Origin of the sequence: Plantactinospora sp. WMMB782 (assembly GCF_049179135.1) — a bacterium.
Classification (GTDB): Bacteria; Actinomycetota; Actinomycetes; order Mycobacteriales; family Micromonosporaceae; genus Plantactinospora.
Genome location: NZ_JBMHMC010000007.1, coordinates 1,630,699 through 1,651,221 on the forward strand (window position 1 = coordinate 1,630,699; position 20,523 = coordinate 1,651,221).

General features: G+C 73.6%; 19 protein-coding genes. 9 read left to right on the top strand and 10 right to left on the bottom strand.

Features of this window, described 5'->3' with window-relative positions:
• Positions 1–236 precede the first annotated feature (236 nt).
• Together ACN28A_RS09350 and ACN28A_RS09355 are read left to right on the top strand one after the other, a co-directional pair.
• A complete protein-coding gene (locus ACN28A_RS09350; RefSeq protein WP_421394135.1) occupies positions 237–893 on the top strand; it encodes a response regulator transcription factor in 657 nt (218 codons plus the stop codon).
• Between the two features lie 11 nt (positions 894–904).
• Positions 905–2,281 (top strand): sensor histidine kinase, encoded by a 1,377-nt coding sequence (locus ACN28A_RS09355; protein ID WP_421394137.1) that lies wholly within the window; start codon positions 905–907, stop codon positions 2,279–2,281.
• Positions 2,282–2,323: 42 nt separating this feature from the next.
• On the opposite strand, the gene ACN28A_RS09360 is transcribed toward ACN28A_RS09355, so the two are convergent.
• A complete protein-coding gene (locus ACN28A_RS09360; protein ID WP_421404260.1) occupies positions 2,324–3,280 on the bottom strand; it encodes a TAXI family TRAP transporter solute-binding subunit in 957 nt (318 codons plus the stop codon).
• Positions 3,281–3,474: 194 nt separating this feature from the next.
• Here ACN28A_RS09360 and ACN28A_RS09365 point away from each other — a divergent pair, with 194 nt between their 5' ends.
• Positions 3,475–4,122, top strand: coding sequence for a hypothetical protein (locus ACN28A_RS09365; RefSeq protein WP_421394139.1), 648 nt, complete (start codon positions 3,475–3,477; stop codon positions 4,120–4,122).
• 38 nt (positions 4,123–4,160) lie between these two features.
• On the opposite strand, the gene ACN28A_RS09370 is transcribed toward ACN28A_RS09365, so the two are convergent.
• Positions 4,161–4,487, bottom strand: a complete 327-nt coding sequence (locus ACN28A_RS09370; RefSeq protein WP_421394141.1) for an MGMT family protein — start codon at positions 4,485–4,487, stop codon at positions 4,161–4,163.
• A gap of 71 nt (positions 4,488–4,558) precedes the next feature.
• Between ACN28A_RS09370 and proB the strand changes: the two genes are divergently transcribed.
• On the top strand, positions 4,559–5,749 hold the full coding sequence (gene proB / locus ACN28A_RS09375; protein ID WP_421394144.1) for a glutamate 5-kinase: 1,191 nt from the start codon (positions 4,559–4,561) through the stop codon (positions 5,747–5,749).
• Positions 5,750–5,793: 44 nt separating this feature from the next.
• Here the strand turns inward: proB and ACN28A_RS09380 are convergent, their stop codons facing one another.
• The 7 genes from ACN28A_RS09380 to ACN28A_RS09410 all read right to left on the bottom strand — a co-directional run bounded on the left by ACN28A_RS09380 (position 5,794) and on the right by ACN28A_RS09410 (position 14,600).
• Positions 5,794–6,036, bottom strand: coding sequence for a helix-turn-helix transcriptional regulator (locus tag ACN28A_RS09380; protein WP_421394147.1), 243 nt, complete (start codon positions 6,034–6,036; stop codon positions 5,794–5,796).
• Positions 6,036–6,890 (bottom strand): ABC transporter permease, encoded by an 855-nt coding sequence (locus ACN28A_RS09385; RefSeq protein WP_421394149.1) that lies wholly within the window; start codon positions 6,888–6,890, stop codon positions 6,036–6,038. Before ACN28A_RS09385 ends, ACN28A_RS09380 begins: the two co-directional genes overlap by 1 nt.
• Complete coding sequence (locus ACN28A_RS09390) at positions 6,887–7,858, bottom strand: ABC transporter ATP-binding protein (protein ID WP_421394152.1); 972 nt, start codon at positions 7,856–7,858, stop codon at positions 6,887–6,889. Before ACN28A_RS09390 ends, ACN28A_RS09385 begins: the two co-directional genes overlap by 4 nt.
• A gap of 174 nt (positions 7,859–8,032) precedes the next feature.
• The gene (gene moeZ / locus ACN28A_RS09395) at positions 8,033–9,235 is read right to left on the bottom strand and encodes an adenylyltransferase/sulfurtransferase MoeZ (RefSeq protein ID WP_421404262.1); all 1,203 of its coding nucleotides are present in this window, start codon (positions 9,233–9,235) and stop codon (positions 8,033–8,035) included.
• Positions 9,236–9,404: 169 nt separating this feature from the next.
• Positions 9,405–10,190 (bottom strand): DUF3152 domain-containing protein, encoded by a 786-nt coding sequence (locus tag ACN28A_RS09400; RefSeq protein WP_421394154.1) that lies wholly within the window; start codon positions 10,188–10,190, stop codon positions 9,405–9,407.
• Between the two features lie 180 nt (positions 10,191–10,370).
• Positions 10,371–11,336, bottom strand: coding sequence for an alpha/beta fold hydrolase (locus ACN28A_RS09405; RefSeq protein ID WP_421394156.1), 966 nt, complete (start codon positions 11,334–11,336; stop codon positions 10,371–10,373).
• A 135-nt stretch (positions 11,337–11,471) separates the two neighbouring features.
• Positions 11,472–14,600 (bottom strand): hypothetical protein, encoded by a 3,129-nt coding sequence (locus tag ACN28A_RS09410; protein ID WP_421394159.1) that lies wholly within the window; start codon positions 14,598–14,600, stop codon positions 11,472–11,474.
• 148 nt (positions 14,601–14,748) lie between these two features.
• Here ACN28A_RS09410 and ACN28A_RS09415 point away from each other — a divergent pair, with 148 nt between their 5' ends.
• Positions 14,749–15,387: a TetR/AcrR family transcriptional regulator gene (locus ACN28A_RS09415; protein WP_421394161.1), complete on the top strand. Its 639-nt coding sequence runs from the start codon at positions 14,749–14,751 to the stop codon at positions 15,385–15,387.
• 66 nt (positions 15,388–15,453) lie between these two features.
• A complete protein-coding gene (locus ACN28A_RS09420; protein WP_421394163.1) occupies positions 15,454–15,681 on the top strand; it encodes a DUF3107 domain-containing protein in 228 nt (75 codons plus the stop codon).
• 132 nt (positions 15,682–15,813) lie between these two features.
• On the opposite strand, the gene ACN28A_RS09425 is transcribed toward ACN28A_RS09420, so the two are convergent.
• Entirely contained in the window at positions 15,814–16,551 is a 738-nt protein-coding gene (locus ACN28A_RS09425; RefSeq protein ID WP_421394166.1) for a ferritin-like fold-containing protein, read from the bottom strand.
• Between the two features lie 451 nt (positions 16,552–17,002).
• Here ACN28A_RS09425 and ACN28A_RS09430 point away from each other — a divergent pair, with 451 nt between their 5' ends.
• The 3 genes from ACN28A_RS09430 (at position 17,003) to ACN28A_RS09440 (ending at position 20,516) form a co-directional block, all read left to right on the top strand.
• The gene (locus ACN28A_RS09430; protein WP_421394169.1) at positions 17,003–18,691 is read left to right on the top strand and encodes a DEAD/DEAH box helicase; all 1,689 of its coding nucleotides are present in this window, start codon (positions 17,003–17,005) and stop codon (positions 18,689–18,691) included.
• Positions 18,692–19,840, top strand: coding sequence for a class I SAM-dependent methyltransferase (locus ACN28A_RS09435; protein ID WP_421394172.1), 1,149 nt, complete (start codon positions 18,692–18,694; stop codon positions 19,838–19,840).
• A 253-nt stretch (positions 19,841–20,093) separates the two neighbouring features.
• Entirely contained in the window at positions 20,094–20,516 is a 423-nt protein-coding gene (locus tag ACN28A_RS09440) for a helix-turn-helix domain-containing protein (RefSeq protein WP_278066374.1), read from the top strand.
• The last annotated feature ends 7 nt before the right edge of the window (positions 20,517–20,523 follow it).

Here is a 20,523-nt window from a genome sequence, read left to right on the forward strand (position 1 = left end):
TAAACCCGGTCGACGCGGCCCAACTTCACCGCTACAGACCGTAACGCAACTGGCTCCACCTGACCATTGTGTCGCCGGTGGACCCGGTCTGGTGGGATCGGCGCCCGTCCACACCGCGGCTTTGCCCCGATCGTTGAGCCAATCTTGAGTGTCCCGGCACCCTGCGCAGCTGTGTTCGACCAGCCGGATGGGGGATGATGCGCAACGGCTGGTACGACAGACGAGGAGCGGCCGGGATGCGCATCCTGTTGGTCGAGGACGACGCCCGGGTGGCCGGTGCGATGGCCGGCGCCCTCTCCCGGCGGGGCTACGACGTGGAGCGGGCCGGCACCGCCGCCGCCGCGCTCGCGGCCGCCCCCTGCGACCTGGTGCTGCTCGACCTCACCCTGCCCGACGGCGACGGGGTGGAGGTGTGCCGGGCCCTGCGGCAGCGCAGCGCCCAGCTCGGGATCATCGCGGTGACCGCGCGCGGCGAGGAACGCGACCGGGTGATCGGGCTGCGGATGGGTGCCGACGACTACGTGGTGAAGCCGTTCTCGATGGCCGAGCTGGAGGCCCGGATCGTCGCGGTGCTGCGCCGGGCCCGGGCCGGGGTGCCGCACCCCGAGGTGATCGAGGTCGGCCCGATCTGGATCGACGTCGCCGCCCGGCTGGTCACGGTACGCGCCGCCGGGGTCGCGCTGACCCGCAAGGAGTTCGACATCCTGGTGTCGCTGGCCCGGCAACCGGGTGTGGTGGTGCCGCACGAGCGGATCGTCCTGGACGTCTGGCCGACCACCGGCGCCGCCCGGCACACCGTCGAGGTGCACGTCGGCTCGCTGCGCGGCAAGCTCGGCGACCCGGACCTGGTGCAGACGGTGCGCGGCGTCGGCTACCGGCTCCGGGCCGAGTAGGGACTCCTTCCGTGCGCCGCCGCCTGGTCTTCAGCTATTCGCTGCTCATGATCCTGGTGCTGCTCGCCCTGGAGACCCCGCTGGCGATCACCCTCGCCAACCGGGAGACCGAACGGGTCCGGGCGGACCGGCTCGCCGACGCCAACCGGTTCGCCTCGCTCGCCGGCCCCGCCCTGCGTACCGGCGCGGTCAGCGCGATAAACGACGAGTTGCAGCGCTACCAGGAGCTGTACGGCATCCGGGCCGCCGTGATCGACCGGGAGGGCCGCCAGGTGGCCGCCCCGGCCGGCCCGCGCCCGGACACCGGACCGACCGACACGGCGACCTTCGGCGCGCTCGCCGGCCGGCAGATGACCGTGCCGGAGGTGCTCTGGCCCTGGCAGGTCGGCCCGCTGGTGGTGGCGGTACCGGTGAGCGACGGCGGTGAGGTGATCGGTGCGGTGATCACCGTCTCGGCCACCGAACGGGTGCGCCGGACCGTCACCATCTGGTGGGCGGTCCTGGCCGCCGTCGGGCTGCTCGCGGTCTCCGCCGGGGTGATGACGGCGTTCCGGCTGGCCGGTTGGGTGCTGCGCCCGGTGACCGTGCTCGACGTGGTGACCCACGACATCGCGGCCGGTGACGGCCTGGCCCGGGTGCCGACCCAGCAGGGTCCGCCGGAGTTGCGCCGGCTGGCCACCAGCTTCAACGAGATGGCCGACGCGGTCGCCGACGCGCTGGAACGGCAGCGGGCCTTCGTCGCGCACGCCAGCCACCAGCTCCGCAACCCGCTGACCGCGCTCCGGCTGCGGGTCGAGGAACTCGGGCCGAGCCTGACCGACGAGTACGGCCGGGACGAGCACAAACTGGCGCTGGAGGAGACCGACCGGCTGGCCCAGGTACTCGACGGGCTGCTCACCCTGGCCCGCGCGGAGCGGGCCGAGCACACAATGGTGGTGGTGGACGCGGCGGCGGTGGCCGCGTCCCGGGTCGCCGCCTGGCAGCCGCTGGCCAACCACCGGGGCATGACGCTGACGCTTACCCCGGTCGCCGGCCCGGTGCCCGCCCGGGCGGTGCGTACCGCCGTCGACCAGGTGCTCGACGCGCTGATCGACAACGCGGTCAAGTTCGGCCACCCCGGCGGCCGGGTCGAGGTCTCGGTGCACCGCGACGACGACGGGGTGGTGGTCCGGGTCGGCGACGACGGCCCGGGGATGACCGGCGCCCAGCTCCAGTCCTCGACCGAGCGCTTCTGGCGGGCCCCGGACACCCAGAACATCGACGGCGCCGGCCTCGGCCTGACAATCGTGGCGGTACTCGTCGACGCCTCCGGCGGCCGGCTCACCATGCGCCCGGCCGAGCCGACCGGGCTGACCGCCGACGTCTGGTTCCGCAGTGGCGAGCCCTGAGGCGGGTCCGCCCCGGCGGGCCGTGACGACGGCGGCTCCGGCTCAGGGCTTGTGCGTCTGGTAGTAGCGGGCCGCGCCGGGGTGCAACGCCAGCGGGGTGGTGGTGATCGCCGACTGCACGTTCAGCCGGGCGGCGGCCGGATGCGCACTGGAGAGTTCGTCCCGGCGCTGCATCAGCAGCCGGGTCACGTCGTAGACGAGCTGCTCCGGCAGGTCCGTCGCCACCACCAGGTAGTTCGGCACCGCCACGGTGGTCACCGGCGCCGACCCGTACGCCGAGGCGGGGATGTCCCGCTGCACGTAGACCTCCCGGTACGACCGCCGCAGCGGCTCGACCCACTGTCCGAGGTCGACGAAGCGGGCCTGGGTCTGCTCGGCGAAGTCCGCCACCGCCTTGACCGGCAGTCCGCCGGAGAAGAAGAACGCGTCGATCCGGCCGGCCCGCAGCGCGGCCACCGAGTCGTCGATGCCGAGCCGGAGCGTCTCGGCCAGCTTGTCGTCGACCTTGGCCACGTCCAGCAGCCGCTCGGCGGTGACCGCGGTGCCGGAGCCGGGTGCGCCGATCGCGACCCGTTTGCCGGTCAGGTCGGTCAGCTGGCGGATCGGCTGCTGGCTCAGCGTGACCAGGTGCAGCAGGTCGTCGTAGACCCGGGCGACGGCGCTGAGCCCGGCCCGCTGAGCCGGCTCGGTGGCCAGGATGTCGGCCTGGGTGAAGCCGAGTTCGGCCCGGCCGGTGCGGACCAGCGAGACGTTCTCCGCCGACGCGGCGGTCACCACCACGCTCGCCGTCACGTCCGGCAACTCCCGGTTGAGGATGCCGGCCAGCGACTGACCGACCGCGTAGTAGACCGCCGTGGCGCTGCCGGTGGCGATCCGCAGTCGGCTCGGCTCGGCCGCCTCGGTGGTGCAGCCGGTGGTGCCCGGCAGCACGACCGCGACCACGACCAGCGCCGCGGCGAGCCTGCCTGACCGCGCACGGGGCAGCCCGAGCCGGGGCAGCCCGAACCGCCGACCGGGCAGTTTCCGGCCGACGCGTCGGTGCCACCGTGCCTCGCCCACCCCACCACCACCCCGGCGATGATCGACACTCAGCGCAAATTTTGCTCAAGCCTTGAGCCGATGTCTACCGCGTCGGCGCGGTAACGGCCACCGTTGAAAGTAGTTGGTCGTCGCGAAAACGGGGGGCGACAGAGATGGTCTGGAGCACCGGGGCGTACGCCTTCACGCGGCCACCCCTACGGCCGTCCGGCAGAGCCAACCTGCTGGACCGAACCTCGCTGGCGGACGCCTTCGAGGCGGCGTGCCTGATCAGGTGCATCCAGGTGGAGGGGGTGCGGCAGCCGGCAACGCTGGTGGCCGAGTTCAGCTCGGAGGCTGCCGCCACCCGTCTGGCCGAACTGCTGGTCCGGCTCGGCATGCCGGCCCGGCCGGAACGGATCACCGCCGGTGTCCGGCGCCGCTACGAACTGCACCGCCTGCACCTCACCGACCCGGGGCAGCCGGCCGTACTCTCGATGGGCTGGCGGCAGGGACGTACCGCGCTGCTCGACCCGGCCGCCATCGGCGCCTCCGCGCCGCGCAACGCCCGCCGGCAGGCGCTGGCCGCCGCCGCCTGGCGGGCCGCGCTGCTCGCCGCCGGCCGGCACGTCCGGACCACGATCCTCGGGGTACGCATCCGGGACACCGAACTCGCGGCGGTGCTGGTGCGCGGTGCCCAGGTGCTCGGCTCGCCCGCCTCGGTCGCGCCCCGCTCGGGCTGCCTGCTGGTGACCGTGCCGGGCGGCCCGGACAAGGACCGAATCCTGCGCCGCAGCGCCCAGCCGACCGCCCTGGTGAGCTGACCGTGAGCTGACCCGGGTACGGCCCGGGCGACGCACGTTCAGTCGGACGGGTGCGGCTCCTGCGCCGGCTGCCAGTCGGCCGCCGCCATGTCGACCCCGGTGCCGCGCAGCGGAACACCCTCGGCGCGCAGTCGGGACCGGGCCTCGGACTCGTGCCCCGGCGGCAGCCGGCCGGCCGAGTTGACCACCCGGTGCCACGGCACGCCGGCACCGTGCCGGGCCATGATCGAGCCGACCAGCCGGGCCGAGGACCGGCCGGAGCGGTCGGCCAGGTAGTCGGCGATCCCGCCGTACGACATGACCCGGCCCGGTGGGATCCGCTCGACAAGCGCGAGCACCTCTTCGACGTACTCCTCGGGCGTCATGAGCTGCCACGATATGGGAGTACCGGACGGGCCGGCGGGGCGGGCCGGGACGCGCACCGCAGAATGGGCGGGTGCGGGAAGCAGTCACCACAGCACGCCGGATCGTGGTCAAGGTCGGCTCCTCGTCGCTGACCACCGCCGCCGGTGGCCTGGACGCGACACGGGTCGACGCGCTGGCCGACGTACTCGCCGGCTGGCTGGCCGAGGGTCCGGCCGGCACCCCGGGCACCGAGCCGGACGCCCGACCGGCCGGGGTGGGGCGCCGGCGGTCCGCCGCGGCGGACCGCCGGGAGCTGGTGCTGGTGTCCTCCGGGGCGATCGCCGCCGGCCTGGCGCCGCTGGGGCTGCCGGCCCGCCCCCGTGACCTGGCCACCCAGCAGGCCGCCGCCAGCGTCGGGCAGGGCCTGCTGATCGGCCGCTACTCCGCCAATTTCGCCCGGCACGGCCGCACCGTCGGCCAGGTGCTGCTCACCGTCGACGACGTGACCCGGCGGGCGCACTACCGCAACGCCTACCGCACGCTGCGCAAGCTGCTCGACCTCGGTGCGGTGCCGATCGTCAACGAGAACGACACGGTGGCCACCGACGAGATCCGGTTCGGCGACAACGACCGGCTGGCCGCCCTGGTGGCCGCCCTGGTCCACGCCGACCTGCTGATCCTGCTCTCCGATGTGGACGCCCTCTACACCGGCGACCCGGCCCGCCCCGGCACGGTACGCGTCGAGGAGGTCCGCGACGAGCAGGACCTCGCCGAGGTGGCGGTCGGCCGGGCCGGCCGGGCCGGGGTCGGCACCGGTGGCATGGTCACCAAGGTGGAGGCGGCCCGGATCGCCACCGGGTTCGGCATCCCGGTGGTGCTGACCGCCGCACCGCTGGCTCCGGCCGCGCTGGCCGGCGAGCCGGTCGGCACCCTCTTCCACCGGGTACGCCGGCGCCCGGCGGCCCGGCTCTTCTGGCTGGCCCACGCCACCTCCCCCCGGGGGCGGCTGCACCTCGATCCCGGTGCGGTGCAGGCGGTGGTGGACCGGCGCAAGTCCCTGCTGCCGGCCGGGATCACCGCGGTCGACGGCACCTTCACCGCCGGCGACCCGGTGGACCTGGTCGACGGCGCGGGCGCGGCGGTCGCCCGGGGACTCGTCAACTACGACGCGGTGGAGCTGCCCGGCCTGCTCGGCCGCTCCACCTCGGAACTCGCCGCCGCCCTGGGACCGGGGTACGAACGCGAGGTCGTGCACCGCGACGACCTGGTGCTGCTGGTCTGATCCGGCGGCCGGCGGCTCCTCGGCCGCCGGGCCCGGTCGAGGGCTCAGGCGCTGGCGCGTTCGGCGGCCCCGATCCTCGGGAAGGGCTCGGTGGAGAAGACCACCTCCACCGAGACCTCGAAGTACCGCGCGATCCGCAGCGCCAGGTGCAGACTCGGGTTGTATTCGCCGCGCTCCAGATAGCCGATCGTCTGGTAGTGCACCCCGAGCGCGTCGGCGAGTTCCCGCCGGGAGATCCCGCGTTCGACCCGCAGCACCGCGATCCGGTTGTAGATCGCCTCGCTCATCAAGTGCCGACTCTCTGCATCGCCTTCTCCTTCCGGGCGGCGACGCTCGAACCGGACTCCCGCCGGGCCATCCGGCGCAACACGATCGGTGCCACCAGCAGACCCAGCAGTGCCCAGCCGGCCAGCATGCCGAACGTCTCCAGGTGCTGCCAGGAGCCGCCGATCTCCGTCGCCGCCAGCTCGTCCGGCAGCAGGGCCGAGCGGGTGCCCAGACCCAGCCAGTAGATCGGGAACGCCTGGCCGATCCACTGCAACCAGACCGGGAAGTTGGTGATCGGATAGAAGATCCCCGAGGTCGCGACGAGGCCCATGATAGGCAGCATGATGATGCCTACGTTGCGGGGATTGTCGAAGATCGAGCCGAGCACCGCACCGAGCGGCAGGCAGGCGACCAGGCCGAGTGGCACCACCCAGGCCAGGGTCAGCCACGAGCCGAGGCCGTCCACGGTCATCCCGCCGACCAGGAGCACCCCGGGCACCACCAGGATGACGGAGCCGAGCACGCTCATCCCGGCGACCTGCACCACCTTGCCGACCAGATAGCCGAGCATGCCGTTCGGGATCGCCTTGGCCCGCAGCAGCGTGCCGTCCTCGCGCTCCACGGTGAGCGTCATCATCATCGTGACCAGCGCACCGAACGCCAGCCCGCCGCCGAGCACGCTGGGCAGGGTACGGGCGCCGAGCGAGAAGTCCGTGCCGGGCACCGTGGCGTCGCGCATGAAGAACATGACGAGCAGGAAGGAGAAGTTGGGGAAAAGGTAGTTCCACAGGTCCTGTGCGTTGGTGAGGGACTGCCGCACCTCGATCCCGCCGCGTCGCACACCGGACCGGAGCGCTGTCGAGATCGGGTTCATCGGTCGGCCTCCTCGAAGTCGCGCAGCGCGGCGAGGCTCCGGCCGGACTCGAACTCCCGGACCAGTGCCATGTAGGTGTCCTCCAGGCTGGCCCGCCGGACCTCCAGGTCGGCGATGCTGTCGCCGTACTGGCCGAAGAGGTCCCGGACGAACCTGGTGGCGTCGGTGGTGGCGTGCACGAACCGCTGCCCGTCCCGGCTCCACCTGACCTCGGCCTCCGCCGACATCCGCCGGGAGAGCTGGTCGGCCGAGCCGTCGGCGATGATCGTGCCGCCGGCCAGGATCAGGATCCGGTCGGCCAGCTTCTCGGCCTCGTCGAGGTCGTGCGTGGTGAGCAGGATGGTGGTCTGGTCGAGGTCGGTGAGCCGGTGCACCAGGTCGTGGAACTCGCGCCGGGCCTCCGGGTCGAAGCCGGCGGTCGGCTCGTCGAGGAAGAGCAGTTCGGGACGGCCGACGATGCCGATCGCCACGTCCAGCCGCCGTCGCTGCCCGCCGGAGAGCTGGCCGACCCGCTTGCCGGCGTGCGGGTTGAGCCCGACGGCGTCGATCAGTTCGTCGACGTCCCAGGGGCGCCGGATCTGCTCGGTCGAGTACGGCCGGTAGTACGAGCCGAGGTGGGCGAGGAGTTCGCGTACCCGCCACTTGGCGTGGTCGCGCCAGGACTGGAGCACCACGCCGAGGCGGGCCCGCCACCGCTCGTCCCCGTGTGCCGGGTCGACCCCCAGCACCGTGACGTCGCCGGCCGAACGCATCCGGAACCCTTCGAGGATCTCGATGGTGGTCGTCTTGCCGGCACCGTTCGGACCGAGCAGCACCAGCACCTCACCCGGGCGGGCCGTGAAGGTGACCCCGGTCAGCACGTCGGTGCTGCCGTAGCGCATCCGCAGGTCACGGACGTCCAGCACCGGCCGCTCGCCCGTCGTCCCGGCGGACTCGGCGGTCCGGTCCGGGGTCTCGGCAATGGTCATAGGTCTACACCCCCTCGTCATGTAGCTATGCGAGAAGATAGTACATCTGCTACATCGCCGAGTAACTGCGCTGCCGGAAACGCGACGCGGGGCGGCTCCAGGAAGGAGCCGCCCCGCGCGGGAGAGGTCGGACCGGTGGGTCGGTAGCCGGGCCGCTGTCGGCCCGACGGGCGGTCAGTAGGCGGGCAGCGACGGGTCGATCTGCTTGATCCAGGAGAGCACCCCACCCTGGACGTGCACCGCGTCCCGGAACCCGGCGGCCTTCACCGCGGCCAGCGCCTCGGCGGAGCGTACCCCGGACTTGCAGTGCAGCACGATCTGCCTGTCCTGCGGCAGCGTGGCCAGCGCGGCGCCGGAGAGGATGTCGCCCTTCGGGATCAGCGTCGCCCCCGGAATCCGGACGATCTCGTACTCCGCCGGCTCCCGGACGTCGACCAGGAAGATGTCCTTGCCGGCGTCCTGCCACTCCTTCAGCTCCCGGGCCGTGATGGTGGCGTCCAGCGTCGCCTCCTCGGCCTCCGGTGAGACCGCGCCGCAGAAGTCCTCGTAGTCCTCCAGCAGCTCCGTGACGGTCGGGTTCTCCCCGCAGAGTGCGCAGTTCGGGTCCTTGCGGACCTTGATCTTCCGGTACGACATCTCCAGCGCGTCGTAGACCATCAGCCGGCCGACCAGCGGCTCGCCGATCCCGGTCAGCAGCTTGATCGCCTCGGTGACCTGGATCGAGCCGACCGACGCACACAGCACGCCGAGCACCCCGCCCTCGGCACAGGACGGCACCATGCCGGGCGGCGGCGGCTCCGGGTAGAGGCAGCGGTAGCAGGGTCCGTGCTCGGCCCAGAACACCGACGCCTGGCCGTCGAACCGGTAGATCGACCCCCAGACGTACGGCTTGCCGAGCAGTACGGCCGCGTCGTTGACCATGTAGCGGGTGGCGAAGTTGTCCGTACCGTCAACGATCAGGTCGTACTGGCCGAAGATCTCCAGGACGTTGTCCCGGTCCAGGGCGGTGTTGTGGATCTCGACCTGCACCAGCGGGTTGATCTCGCGGATGCTCGCCGCCGCGGACTCGGCCTTCGACCGGCCGACGTCCGACTGGCCGTGGATGATCTGTCGCTGGAGGTTGGACTCGTCGACGGTGTCGAAGTCGATGATGCCCAGCGTGCCGACTCCGGCCGCGGCCAGGTACATCAGGGCCGGCGAGCCGAGGCCACCGGCGCCGACGCAGAGCACCCGGGCGTTCTTCAGCCGCTTCTGCCCCGCCACCCCGACATCCGGGATGATCAGGTGGCGCGAGTAGCGGCGGATCTCGTCAACGGTCAGCTCGGCGGCGGGTTCGACGAGCGGGGGCAGTGACACGGTGGACTCCCCGGTTCGGATCCTCGCTCAGCCGGCGGCTGAGCGCATCGACAGTGGCATGTCCGGCCATTGTTCCTCGCCGGAGCCGAAACGGACCATGAGCTGAAACACCTGCCCGAAATCCGGGAGCGGGGAATACGGCCGCGGGGCCGCCGTCCAGAACCGATCCGCCGCCGAACCGCCCGGCCGGCTACAGCGGTGGACCGGCGTACCGCTCACCTTCCAGGTAGGGCCACGGGTTCGCCACACAGCCGTTGAGGAAGAGCGTCTGCTGCATCATCACCGGGGCGGCCCGGCCCCGGCGCGGACAGCGCTCGTGCCGGTGCCCCAACTCGTGCCCGACCTCGTGGTTGACCACGTACGTCCGGTAGCGGTCCAGCGGCACCTTCGCCGAGACGTAGTGCGGCACCGAGGAGACCCAACGATCCAGGTTGATGATCACCCGCCCGGTGCCCCGGCAGGAGGTGTACGGCTTGCCGCCGACCCGGATGTTCACCCCGGACGCGGCGCACATCTTCTGGGCCGTACCGGCGGTGACCAGGTAGACCGTGAAGTCGTGACCGAACCTGTCCGGCACCCGCTGCAACCGCAGCCGGCCGCTGCCGATCCAACTGCGCCGGTCGGCCAGCGCGGCGTCCACCTTCGTGGTGAACTCCGCGAGATGCCCGTCGACGTTGCGCTCCACCGCCACCCGGTAGCGCCGCAGCGTCCCGGCCCGGCCCAGCACCTCGCCCCGGCCGGTGGCGTAGCTGAAACTGCCCGGCCCGGTCGACGGCACCTGGCCGGGAAGCCGGAGCACCGGCGCGGGCGTCCGGCTCGGCGTGGGCGTGGGCGTGGGGCTCGGGGTCGACGACGATCCGGCGGGCGGCGGCGTCGGTCCGGCGGCGGCCGGCGACTCGTCCGCGGTCAGCCGATCGGTCGGCGGCACAAGCAGTCCCACCACCGCGACCGCGCCGGCCACGCTCAGCAGCAGCACCGCGAGCCGCCGGCCACGCCGGTACCGCCGGGCAGGTCGCCGGTGTGCCGATCTCGGAGCCGCCGGTACGTCCCCGGTCGCCGGAGGCCGGCCACGGTCTCTTCTCCACACGCTCACTTAGTACGCCTGACCCGTCCCGTTGGTTGCACCCCATCCTCAGGGGTCAACCGTCGACGCAGGTCAGCGGGGTACGGCCGGCAGCGGGCTGGTCTCGTCCAGCAGCGCCAGGGCGGCCCGGGCGACCGTCCGGGGCACCTCCAACTGCGGCACGTGCCCGACACCGGGCAACAGCAGTAGTCGACTGTCCGGGATCAGCCGGGCCACCTGGGCCGGTACCCGGACGTCCACCAGCCGGTCCTGTCCGCCGCCGATCACCAGGGTCGGCGCGCTGATCAGGCTGGCGATCCGCCACAGCGAGCCGGCCCCCGGCAGGTACGCCCGGACGAAGCTGCCGACCAGGCCGCGCAGCGTACGCAGGTAGGCCGCCGCGTAGTGCTCGGCGGTGTACCGGATCCGGATCTCCTCGACCGCCTCCAGCCGGCGCTGGTCGCAGATCCGGGTGACGTCGGCGACACACGCCTCCATCACCTGCCGGGCCATCTCCTCCGGCGGCAACTGGGTCAGCCAGCGCGAGGCCAGCCGTTCCGCCCCGGGCACCGCCAGCAGTGGCACCAGCCGGCCCTGCAACGACCGTCGCGGGTCGAGGAACGGCATCGCCGGCGAGACGAGCGTGAGCGTACGGACCAGGTCCGGGCGAAGGCCGGCGACGCGTACCGAGACGGCTCCGCCGAGCGAGTTGCCGAACAGGTGCACCGGTCCCCGGCCGGAGTGCTCGATGTACCGGACCACCCGGTCGGCGAAGGCCGGGATCGTGTACCTCCGGGCCGGGTCGCTGCGCCCGAAGCCGGGCAGGTCGATGGCGTGCCCGTCCAGCCGGTCGGCGAGCAGGCCGGCGAGGTCCGTCCAGTTCTGCGCCGAGCCGCCGAGCCCGTGCACGTAGAGCGCGGGTTCGGCGTCCGGGCGGGTGGCCGGGGTCTGCCGGACGTAGGTGACCGCGCCGTCGATCCGTACCCCCCGGCCGGGCCAGGGCGGCGGTATCTCGTCCCGGACGATCGACTCGTCCGCCGCCAGCAGCGCACGCTTCATCCGTCAAGTGTGCCGCCCGTACGGAGATCACGCCGCCGTGCCGGGCCGGACCGGTCCGGGGCGGAGACACCTGCTGGAGGTCTCCGCCCCGGTTCGTGCCGTTTGCCCCGCCGGCCGGACCGACTCGGCGGCAGATCAGGTGAGCAACGCCTCAAGGCGCCGGTTGACCGCCGCCAGGGTGGCCCGGACCACGGCCTGCCGCGGGTCGCCGGAGACCAGCGCCGAGCCGGCCAACTGTTCCACCCAGCCGTCGCAGACCAGCAGCACCACCACGGTGGCCACCTCGCAACTGCCGAACGGCACCACCGCGGCGTGCTCGACGAAGCACCGGCCCCGCTCGGTGACCCGGGTCGATGCGCTCAGCAGTTCGTCGACGGCGGCGGCCGCCGCCACGGCGCAGAGCCGCAACACGTACCCGTCGACGGCCGGCCCGGTGGCCAGCCCGGCCGCCGGCTGTTTCCCGGCGGCGAGCCGCACCTCGACGGTGGCGTCCAGCCCGAAGGTGCTCACCTGCACGTGGTCGATGATCACCCGAGGGCCGGGCGGTGCACCCGGGTTCAGCGGCCGGGACGGCGCGGTCTCGGTGGTGGTCACCTGGCTGCCCGAGTAGAAGGTGCCGCCGGTGCTCGCGCTGCCGCCGGGCGGAGCCGCGTTGCGGGCCGGCTCCGTCCGTGGCGCCGTCGCCGGCTCGCCGACGGTGGCCCGGCCCCGGTGTCCCGGCGCCTGGTGCCGGCGGCGGGGTTCCTCGGCTGCCGGCTCGGGCCGGGGTTCCGGCTCGGCCGGCGGCGCGTGCCGGGGCGGCGCCGCCGCGACGCGGGGCGGCTCGGCGGCGCCGGTGAAGCTGGCCGGCGCCGGCGTGCCGGGCAGGTTCTGCGGGGCGGCGGCCAGCCCCATCCGTTCCTGGAGCAGCCGCGCCACGTGCCGGCTCACCTCGGCGGGATCGGCGCCGTCGGCGAGATCCAGCCGCAGGCTGTGCGCCCCGGCCGGGGTGGTACGCAGCGAGGCGCCGCGTACCCCGGCAACTCCCCGGACCGCGTCCAGGATCGCGTTGACGTCGAAGCCGTCCGGTCGCTCGTGCAGTTGTGCCGCTCCGTCCTCCCGACGCAGATGGGTGGCGATCCGGGCCAGTTCCGGCGTCTCGGCGGGCGGTTCCACGTTGGGTGGCTCCGGCACGGTCGGCACGTCTGGCTCGGCCGGTACGCGTTGCGGCAACACGTCACCGGGGTCCGCCGGCCGGGCGGCGGGCGCGGGCTCCGCCGGGGCCGACTCCGGATAGCGGTACGGCGCACCGGGATGACTCGGCGCGGTCGGCAACGCGAGCGCCTCCCTCCGGTACGGATAACCGGACGCCTGCCCGACCGGCGGGTAACCAGGCGTCTGACCGGCCGGCGGGTAGCCGGCCGGCTCCGGGCCCGGCTGCGGGCCGGACGGGGCGGACGGATAGCCGGTCGCCTCGGCGCCGGAGCTGTGCCAGGACGGCTGGGCCGTGGATTCCGGCCCCGGGATGGGCCCGGCCTGCGGGCCCGACGGCTCGGGCCCCGGCCCGGCCGGACCGCTCAGGTAGCCGGACGACTCGGACCCGCCGGAACCGGAAAGCTCACCTGGGCCGACGAGCCCACCATGACCGGAGAGCCCACCATGACCGGAAAGTTCATTAGGGCCGACCGGACCGCCGGAACCGGAAAGTCCGCCGGACCCGGAAAGCTCGCCAGGGCCGGTGAGACCGTCAGGGCCGGGCAGGTAGCCGGGCGCGTCCGGACCGGGTGGGCCGGGTTGGCCGGGTGGACCGGAGAGGTAGCCGGCCGCTTCCTGACCAGGCGACTGACCCGGTGGCTCCGGTCCGGTCGGACCGGCGAGGCCGCCGGGGCCGGGTAGGTAGCCGGGCGCGTCCGGACCGGGCGCTGTCGGCCCGGGATAGCCAGCGGAATCACCCGTCGCGCCTGACCGGGCCCCGCCCTCCGGTGCCGTCGGTGCGTTCCGGGCTGCCGGGTTCACGGTGAAGCCCGGTCCGGCCGCCGGCCGGCCCTGCCCCTCGCCCGGATCCGGCCCGGCCGGCGCCTCGGCTGCCCGCTGCGCCGACTGGTCGGCCCAGCTCGGCGACCAGCGCTGCGCCCGCCCGCCGGGGTTCTCCGGTTCGCGGGACGGCTCGACCGGCGGGACGGTCTCGGCGGCGTGCTGGCTCTCGGGGTGGCGGCTGACCTCCTGCTCCGCGGGCATCCCGGCCGGAGCCCACGGCGGGGCCCAGCCGGGCGACCAGTTCGACTGCTCCTGGGCACGGAAGTCGGCCGGCTGGGCCGGCACCGGCCCACGCTCGTCCGTCTCCGCCGGACGCCAGCCCGGTCCCGCCGGGCCGGCCTGCTCCGGAGCGGGCGGCTGGCCGGCGGACCGGTCGGGTTGCCGGGGTACGGCGGGCATCAGCGCGGTCATCTCGGTCACCGGCGGGTGGCCCTGCTCGGGCGGCGACCGGAAGCCGTGCCCACGCTCGAAGTCGGCCGGCACCAGGTGCTCGGCCGGGGCCGCTCCACCCGACTGACCGGGCGTACCGGGCGGCGGTCCGGAGACCGCGGCCGGTGGTCCGGAGGTGACGGCGGGCAGCCCGGAGGTGGCCGCCGGTGGACCCGATGTCACCACCGGCGGCATCGGCACCGGACCGGGTGGCCCGGAGACCGCGGCCGGTGGCGCGGAAATCGGACCAGGGTGCACCGGCGCCGTCGGTTCTCCCCAGCGCGGCGGATGCCCGGCCGGGCCGAAAGCGGCACGGTCCGGATCGCCGTAACCGGGTTCGCCGAAGGCGTGCCGGGCGGTGCCGGGCGGATCCGGCTCGCCCGGAAGTTGCCCCGACTGGCCCGGATAGTCCGGGATGCCACCGGTCGGCAGGTCGGGCCCGACTCCGTGCCGTCCGGCGGGATCGAGCACCTCCGCCTCGTACGGATAGCCGGGCCCGCCGCTCCAGCCCCGGTCCGGCTCGGGCGCCTCGCCCAGATGCACGCCGTTGACCGGCTGCCGGAGTTCGCGGATCGGAATGCCGGGCGAGGCGGGCAGCGGCCGTGGAGCGTACGCCGCCCGGTCGCCCCAGCCGCGGCTCACCGCCGGCTCGACCGTCGGGTGCCACTGCCGTCCGCCCGGATCGACACCGGTCTCGGCGCCGGACCAACCGGCGTCGGCCGCCCAGCCGTTGACCGGACGGGCCGGGTCACCCTGCGGACCTGCCCCGTTACCGTTCTCTCCCGGTGTGGGGGCTCCGGGTTGCCCTGTTTCGTCCACCGTGCGCTCCTTGGTCGCCCCCGCTGAGGCTACCGTGTGGTGGCAGTGCCGATAAGTTACAGCAGCGGGCTAATTCGGCAGTCGCACGACGGATCCCTGCTCCGGTCGGAAGAAGCTCCACGGCGTGCGAGGTGAAGCGGAGGTGACCATGACCCAGGTGGGAAACGGCGCGCAGACGGCCGGCCGGCCAACGCGGCTACCGCGCTCGGCCCGGCGTAAGCAGCTGCTGGCCGCGGCTCAGGAGGTGTTCGTCGCCCAGGGATACCACTCGGCGGCGATGGACGACATCGCCGAGCGGGCCGGAGTCTCCAAGCCTGTTCTCTACCAGCACTTCCCCGGGAAACTGGAGCTCTATCTGGCGCTGCTGGACACGCACTGTGACGCGATCGTGGCGAAGGTCCGCGAGGCGATGGCGGCGACCACCGACAACAAGGAGCGGGTCAGCGGGGCGGTCCGGGCGTACTTCGACTTCGTCGACCACGAGAGTGGGGCGTTCCGGCTGGTCTTCGAGTCGGATCTGCGCAACGAGCCGGCCGTACGCGAGCGGGTCGAGCGGGTCGAGCAGGGCTGCATCGCCGCCATCACCGACACCATCATCTCGGACACCGGCGTGAGCCGGTCCCGGGCCGAGCTGCTCGCCTCCGGCCTGGTCGGTGCGGCCGAGACGGCGGCGCAGTTCTGGCTGGCCGGTGGGCGCCAGGTGCCGAAGGCCGAGGCCGAGGCGCTGCTCACCGGGCTGACCTGGCGCGGGATCGCGAGCTTTCCGTTGCAGGGCGAGTCAGCCTGAACGTAACCGGCGCGGATCGGATAGCCTTTCCGACGGCGGATCTTTCGCCCCGAACGAGGAGGCCACGTGGAGGTCAAGATCGGCGTGCAGTACGCGCCGCGCGAGCTGGTCCTGGAGAGCGCGCAGACGCCGGCCGAGATCGAGCAGATCGTGACCGACGCCCTCAAGACCAGCGACGGCACGTTGTCGCTGACCGACGAGAAGGGCCGTCGGGTCATCGTGCCGGTCGGCAAGGTGGCCTACGTGGAGATCGCCGAGGCGTCGCCCCGCGCGGTCGGTTTCGTCGCCCGCTGAACCCGGACACCGGACCCGGCCGGGCCCGGTGTCCGGCCCGGCCGGCCGGGCTCACCTGTCCGGCCCGGCCAACCCGGTCGAGTTGTCCAGATCGGCCAGCCGGGCGAAGTTGTTCGATCCGGTTCACCGGGCTCAGTTGTTGAGGCCGACCGCCGACATCCGGGCGGTGTGTGCGGCGGTGAGTCGCTTGAACAGCGCCTGCACTCCCGCCTGGTCGTCGAAGCCGGTCGCGATCAGCGTGGTCAGCGCCACCCGCTCGCCCGCGGTGCGCCCGGCCTGGGAGAGTCCCTCGCCGACCAACCGCCGGGCCCACATCGAGAGCCGGTTCGCCACCTTCGGGTCGGCCTGGATCGCCCGCCGGATCTCCTGACCTGCGAACTCGTCGTACCGGGAGTCGTGCAGTACGTCCAGCACGAGTTGCCGGTCCGGCTCGGCCAGGAACGCCGCCATCTCCCGGAAGAAGTCGTCGGCGATCGCGTCCCCGACGTACGCCTTGGTCAGCGCCTCCAGCCAGTCCTTCGGCTCGGTCGAGTCGTGGTACGACTGGAGTGCCGGCACGAACGGGGCCATCGCCTCCCCGGGTGGTACGCCGAGTTCGGTGAGCCGGTCGGCGAGCCGGCGGTAGTGGGCGATCTCGGCCGCCGCCATCTCGCTCAGCACCGCCCGACGGGCCAGGTCGGGCGCCAACCGCGCGTCGGCGGCCATCCGGTCGAAGGCCACCAGTTCGCCGTAGGCGACCAGCCCGAGGAGATCGACGACGGCACCCGGCACCGCCGGCAGGTCGGCCGGCCCGGCGGGCGGGACGGGCTGGCCGGGCGGGACGGCAGGGCTGTGGGACGGGACGGGGGCGGGCTCTGCGGGGGCGGACACGCCCGCAGGGTACCGCCCGGTAGCCGGGGGCGGCCTGTCGTTCGACGCGTCGGTTGTCCTGGTTACCGGCGGGGTGGTTTCCTGGTTGTCGTCGTGGTCGCTGGCGTGTTGTTGTCGTGGCCGCCGGCGTGGTTGTCGGGCGGATGACCTGCCTGGCGGTGGTGGCGCGGGCGCAGCGACGTGTAACCGATGTCACATCGGTGGACCCCGGGCGCAGGCTGTCTCGGAGGACCCGAGACGCCGTTTGCCGGGCTCAGGTAGCATGGATCAGTTGCCGAAGGAGGCAGAGGTCCGGAAGACCTCGACGGTTTCCGGAAATTCTGCCCTGCGGCGCGCGTGCGGCCCGGTCTTCTACTCGGCGTTCAGCCGTCGACCGTGTGGCCCGCGCCATACCGATACCGCGCCCTACGGACGAACGGGGCGCACCACGAGAGGGCACCCCCACAACCACATGAGCGATCAAATCGAGAACATTCTGGCCGGCGAGGCGCTTACCGACGCGCTTACCGCCGACGCACCCGTCCGACCCGAAGCACCCACGTTCGCCGAGCTCGGCGCCCGGCAGGAGACCGTGGCCGCGCTCGCCGAGGTGGGCATCACCCGGGCGTTCGCCATCCAGGAGTACGCCCTGCCGATCGCGCTGCGCGGCACCGACCTGATCGGCCAGGCGCCGACCGGCACCGGCAAGACCCTCGGCTTCGGCGTTCCGCTGCTGGAGCGGGTCTTCGCGCCGGGCGAGGGCAGCGACGGGCTGCCGCAGGCGCTCGTCGTCGTACCGACCCGGGAGCTGGGCCTCCAGGTCGCCAAGGACCTCGCGGCGGCGGGCCGCACCCGGGGCGTACGCGTCCTGCCGATCTACGGCGGCGTGGCGTACGAGCCGCAGGTCGAGGCGCTGCGCAAGGGCGTGGAGATCCTGGTCGGCACGCCCGGTCGGCTGCTGGACCTGGCCAAGCAGAAGCAGCTGCGGCTGGACCGGGTGCACGCGCTGGTGCTGGACGAGGCGGACCGGATGCTCGACCTGGGCTTCCTGGACGACGTGGAGAAGATCCTGGCGATGCTGCCGGAGGACCGGCAGACGATGCTCTTCTCCGCCACCATGCCGGACCCGATCGTCGCGCTGTCCCGCCGGTTCCTCCGGCAGCCGGTGACGATCCACGCCGGGCACACCGCCGAGACCGGGCCGTCGCCGCTCACCGAACAGCTCGTCTACCGCACGCACTCGATGAACAAGGTCGAGATCGTCGCCCGGATCATGCAGGCGCGGGAACGCGGCCTGACGATGATCTTCACGCGTACCAAGCGGGCCGCCGACCGGGTCGCCGAGGATCTCGACTTCCGCGGGTTCGCGGTCGCGGCCGTGCACGGCGACCTGGGCCAGGGCGCCCGGGAGCGGGCGCTGCGGGCGTTCCGGGCCGGCAAGATCGACATTCTGGTCGCCACCGACGTGGCGGCCCGGGGGCTGGACGTCACAGGCGTCACCCACGTGATCAACTACGACTGTCCCGAGGACCAGGACACCTACACGCACCGGATCGGCCGTACCGGTCGGGCCGGCGCCACCGGTGTCGCGGTGACCTTCGTCGACTGGGACGACATGCCCCGCTGGCGGATCATCGACAAGACCCTCGGGCTGGAGATGCCGGAGCCGCCGGAGACGTACCACACCTCCGCGCACCTCTACACCGACCTGGACATCCCGACCGACGTCGCCGGTACCCTGCCGTCCGCCGAGCGGACCCGGGCCGGGCTGTCGGCCGAGGTCGAGGAGGACCTCGGCGGCCGCTCCCGGGGTCCCGCCGGTCGGCGGGGTCGCGGTGAGGCACCGGGCCGGTCCCGCAACCGGCGCGGCGGCGGTGGCCGCAGCGGTGGTGTGGCCGACCCGGTCGTCCCGGACACCGAGATCACCGGCGAGGCCGAGCCGAACCGCCGGCAGCGCCGACGGCGCCGGGCGGGCGAGGTCGTCGCCGGTCCGGGCGGCTCGGCGGAGGCGACCGAGGCCGGCACCGGCCCGGCCGAGGCGACCGAGGCCGGCGGCGGCGCCCCGACCACGGTCGAGGCGGCCGACGGGGCCACCAAGCCGCGCCGCCGCCGGCGGCGCAGTCGCCGCGGTTCCGGCGGTGACGCCGCCAGCGGCGAGTAGATGCCACAACAGCTCGACGCGGCGCTCGCCCAGGTGCGGGCGCTGCTGCTCGATCCCGGGCTGACCCGCGCCGTCGCCGCCGGGCGTCGGCGCGGCCAGCTTCCCACCGTGGTACGCGCCGAACTGCGCCCGGTCGCCCTCAGGTCGGGCGCCCGGCTCCAGGTCGTCACCGACGACGGCACCCGTCCGCACACCCGGAACCTGGCACCCGGCCCCGAGGCGGACGAGGCGGTCGACGCGCTGCTGGCCGAGCCGTTCGGTAACTGGCACGTCGAGACCGCCACCACCACCCTGCAACTGCGGGTGACCAAGCGGGGCGAGGCGCAGCTGCACCGGGTCGCCGCACAGCGGGACGCCGTGCCGGCCGCCGCACACGACCGGAGCCCGGAGCACCTGCTCGACCCCGGTGACCCGCTCTTCGGCGCGATCGGCGGCAGCGCGGCCAAGCGCCGGCAGGTGGACGCGTTCCTGCGCGCCCTCGCGGCCACCCTGCCGGCCGAGCTGACCGGCCCGCTGCGGGTGGTCGACCTCGGCTGCGGCAACGCCTACCTGAGCTTCGCGGCATACCGCTACCTCGCCGGGCGGGGCATCGACGTCGAGCTGGTCGGCGTGGACGTCCGCGAGGACCAGCGCCGCCGCAACACCGCGCTCGCCGCCGAACTCGGCTACGCCGACCGGGTACGTTTCGTCGCCGGCACCATCCTGAACGCGACCGTGGAACCCGCCCCCGATCTGGTGCTCGCACTGCACGCCTGCGACACCGCCACCGACGAGGCACTGGCCCGGTCGGTGCGCTGGGGAGCCCGCTGGATCCTCGCCGCCCCGTGCTGCCACCACGACCTCGCCGCGCAGTTGCGGACCCACCCCGCCCCCGGCCCGTACGAGCCGCTGGTGCGGCAGGGCATCCTGCGGGAGCGCTTCGCCGACGTACTCACCGACTCGCTGCGGGCGGCGCTGCTCCGGCTGCACGGCTACCGGGTCGAGGTGGTCGAGTTCGTCGACTCCCGGCACACCCCGCGCAACCTGCTGCTCCGGGCCCGGCACACCGGCGCCGAGCCGACCGACCGGCAGCGCGCCGACTACCTGGCGCTGACCGGCGACTGGCAGGTCACGCCACGCCTACAGACCCTGCTCGACGAGCGGCCCTGACACCCCTGCCAGCCGCGGGCGGGGGCTTCGAGGTGTGCTGCCCCGACCGGCGGAGGTCGTCGGGACGGGCCGGCTACCGGCGGCTCCTCGGCCGTACCGGCGGACCTGTCCGGACGATCGGGCAGCCGGGGGCGATGCCGGCCGACCGATGGTACGGGCGGGGTGGGTGCGATCAGTCGGCTATGCCGGAGACCCTTCCGGATTACTCTCGGAAGACCACCCGAAGTCCGGGCGAAAGGGTTTTCCGCTGAGCATCGGTGCCGCACAGGACTCGCCGCAGGCGGCCTTCGCCCGCTTCGTCCGGCGGGCCATCGACGACGCCAAGAGCGAGCGTGGCTGGACGGTCAGCGACGTGGCCGCACACACGAACGTCGGCCGCTCCACCCTGTTCCGCTGGCTCGCCGGAGACTGGCAGGACTATCCGGAGCTGGCCAAGGTACGCGGCTTCTGCACCGCCCTGGACGTACCGGTCGGGGTGGCGTTCCGGGCCCTCGGCCTGCCCGACGGCGAGCAGCCCGGCGCGTTCCGGCGGGAACGGGTCGAGTCGCCGGTGGAAGCCGACCTCCGGGTGATCATGACCCGGCTCGCCGATCCAGGCGTGCCGCCGGAGGAGAAGAAACTGATCCGCGACATGCTGCGCTACCTCGCGCACCGCCAGGTCCGCCGGGCCGGCTGACCCGGCC

Coding starts and splice junctions, on each gene's coding strand:
- ACN28A_RS09385 (WP_421394149.1), bottom strand. CDS start 6,890: ATGAACCCGATCTCGACAGCGCTCCGGTCCGGTGTGCGACGCGGCGGG.
- ACN28A_RS09405 (WP_421394156.1), bottom strand. CDS start 11,336: ATGAAGCGTGCGCTGCTGGCGGCGGACGAGTCGATCGTCCGGGACGAG.
- ACN28A_RS09390 (WP_421394152.1), bottom strand. CDS start 7,858: ATGACCATTGCCGAGACCCCGGACCGGACCGCCGAGTCCGCCGGGACG.
- ACN28A_RS09365 (WP_421394139.1), top strand. CDS start 3,475: ATGGTCTGGAGCACCGGGGCGTACGCCTTCACGCGGCCACCCCTACGG.
- ACN28A_RS09350 (WP_421394135.1), top strand. CDS start 237: ATGCGCATCCTGTTGGTCGAGGACGACGCCCGGGTGGCCGGTGCGATG.
- ACN28A_RS09415 (WP_421394161.1), top strand. CDS start 14,749: ATGACCCAGGTGGGAAACGGCGCGCAGACGGCCGGCCGGCCAACGCGG.
- ACN28A_RS09435 (WP_421394172.1), top strand. CDS start 18,692: ATGCCACAACAGCTCGACGCGGCGCTCGCCCAGGTGCGGGCGCTGCTG.
- ACN28A_RS09370 (WP_421394141.1), bottom strand. CDS start 4,487: ATGACGCCCGAGGAGTACGTCGAAGAGGTGCTCGCGCTTGTCGAGCGG.
- ACN28A_RS09430 (WP_421394169.1), top strand. CDS start 17,003: ATGAGCGATCAAATCGAGAACATTCTGGCCGGCGAGGCGCTTACCGAC.
- ACN28A_RS09380 (WP_421394147.1), bottom strand. CDS start 6,036: ATGAGCGAGGCGATCTACAACCGGATCGCGGTGCTGCGGGTCGAACGC.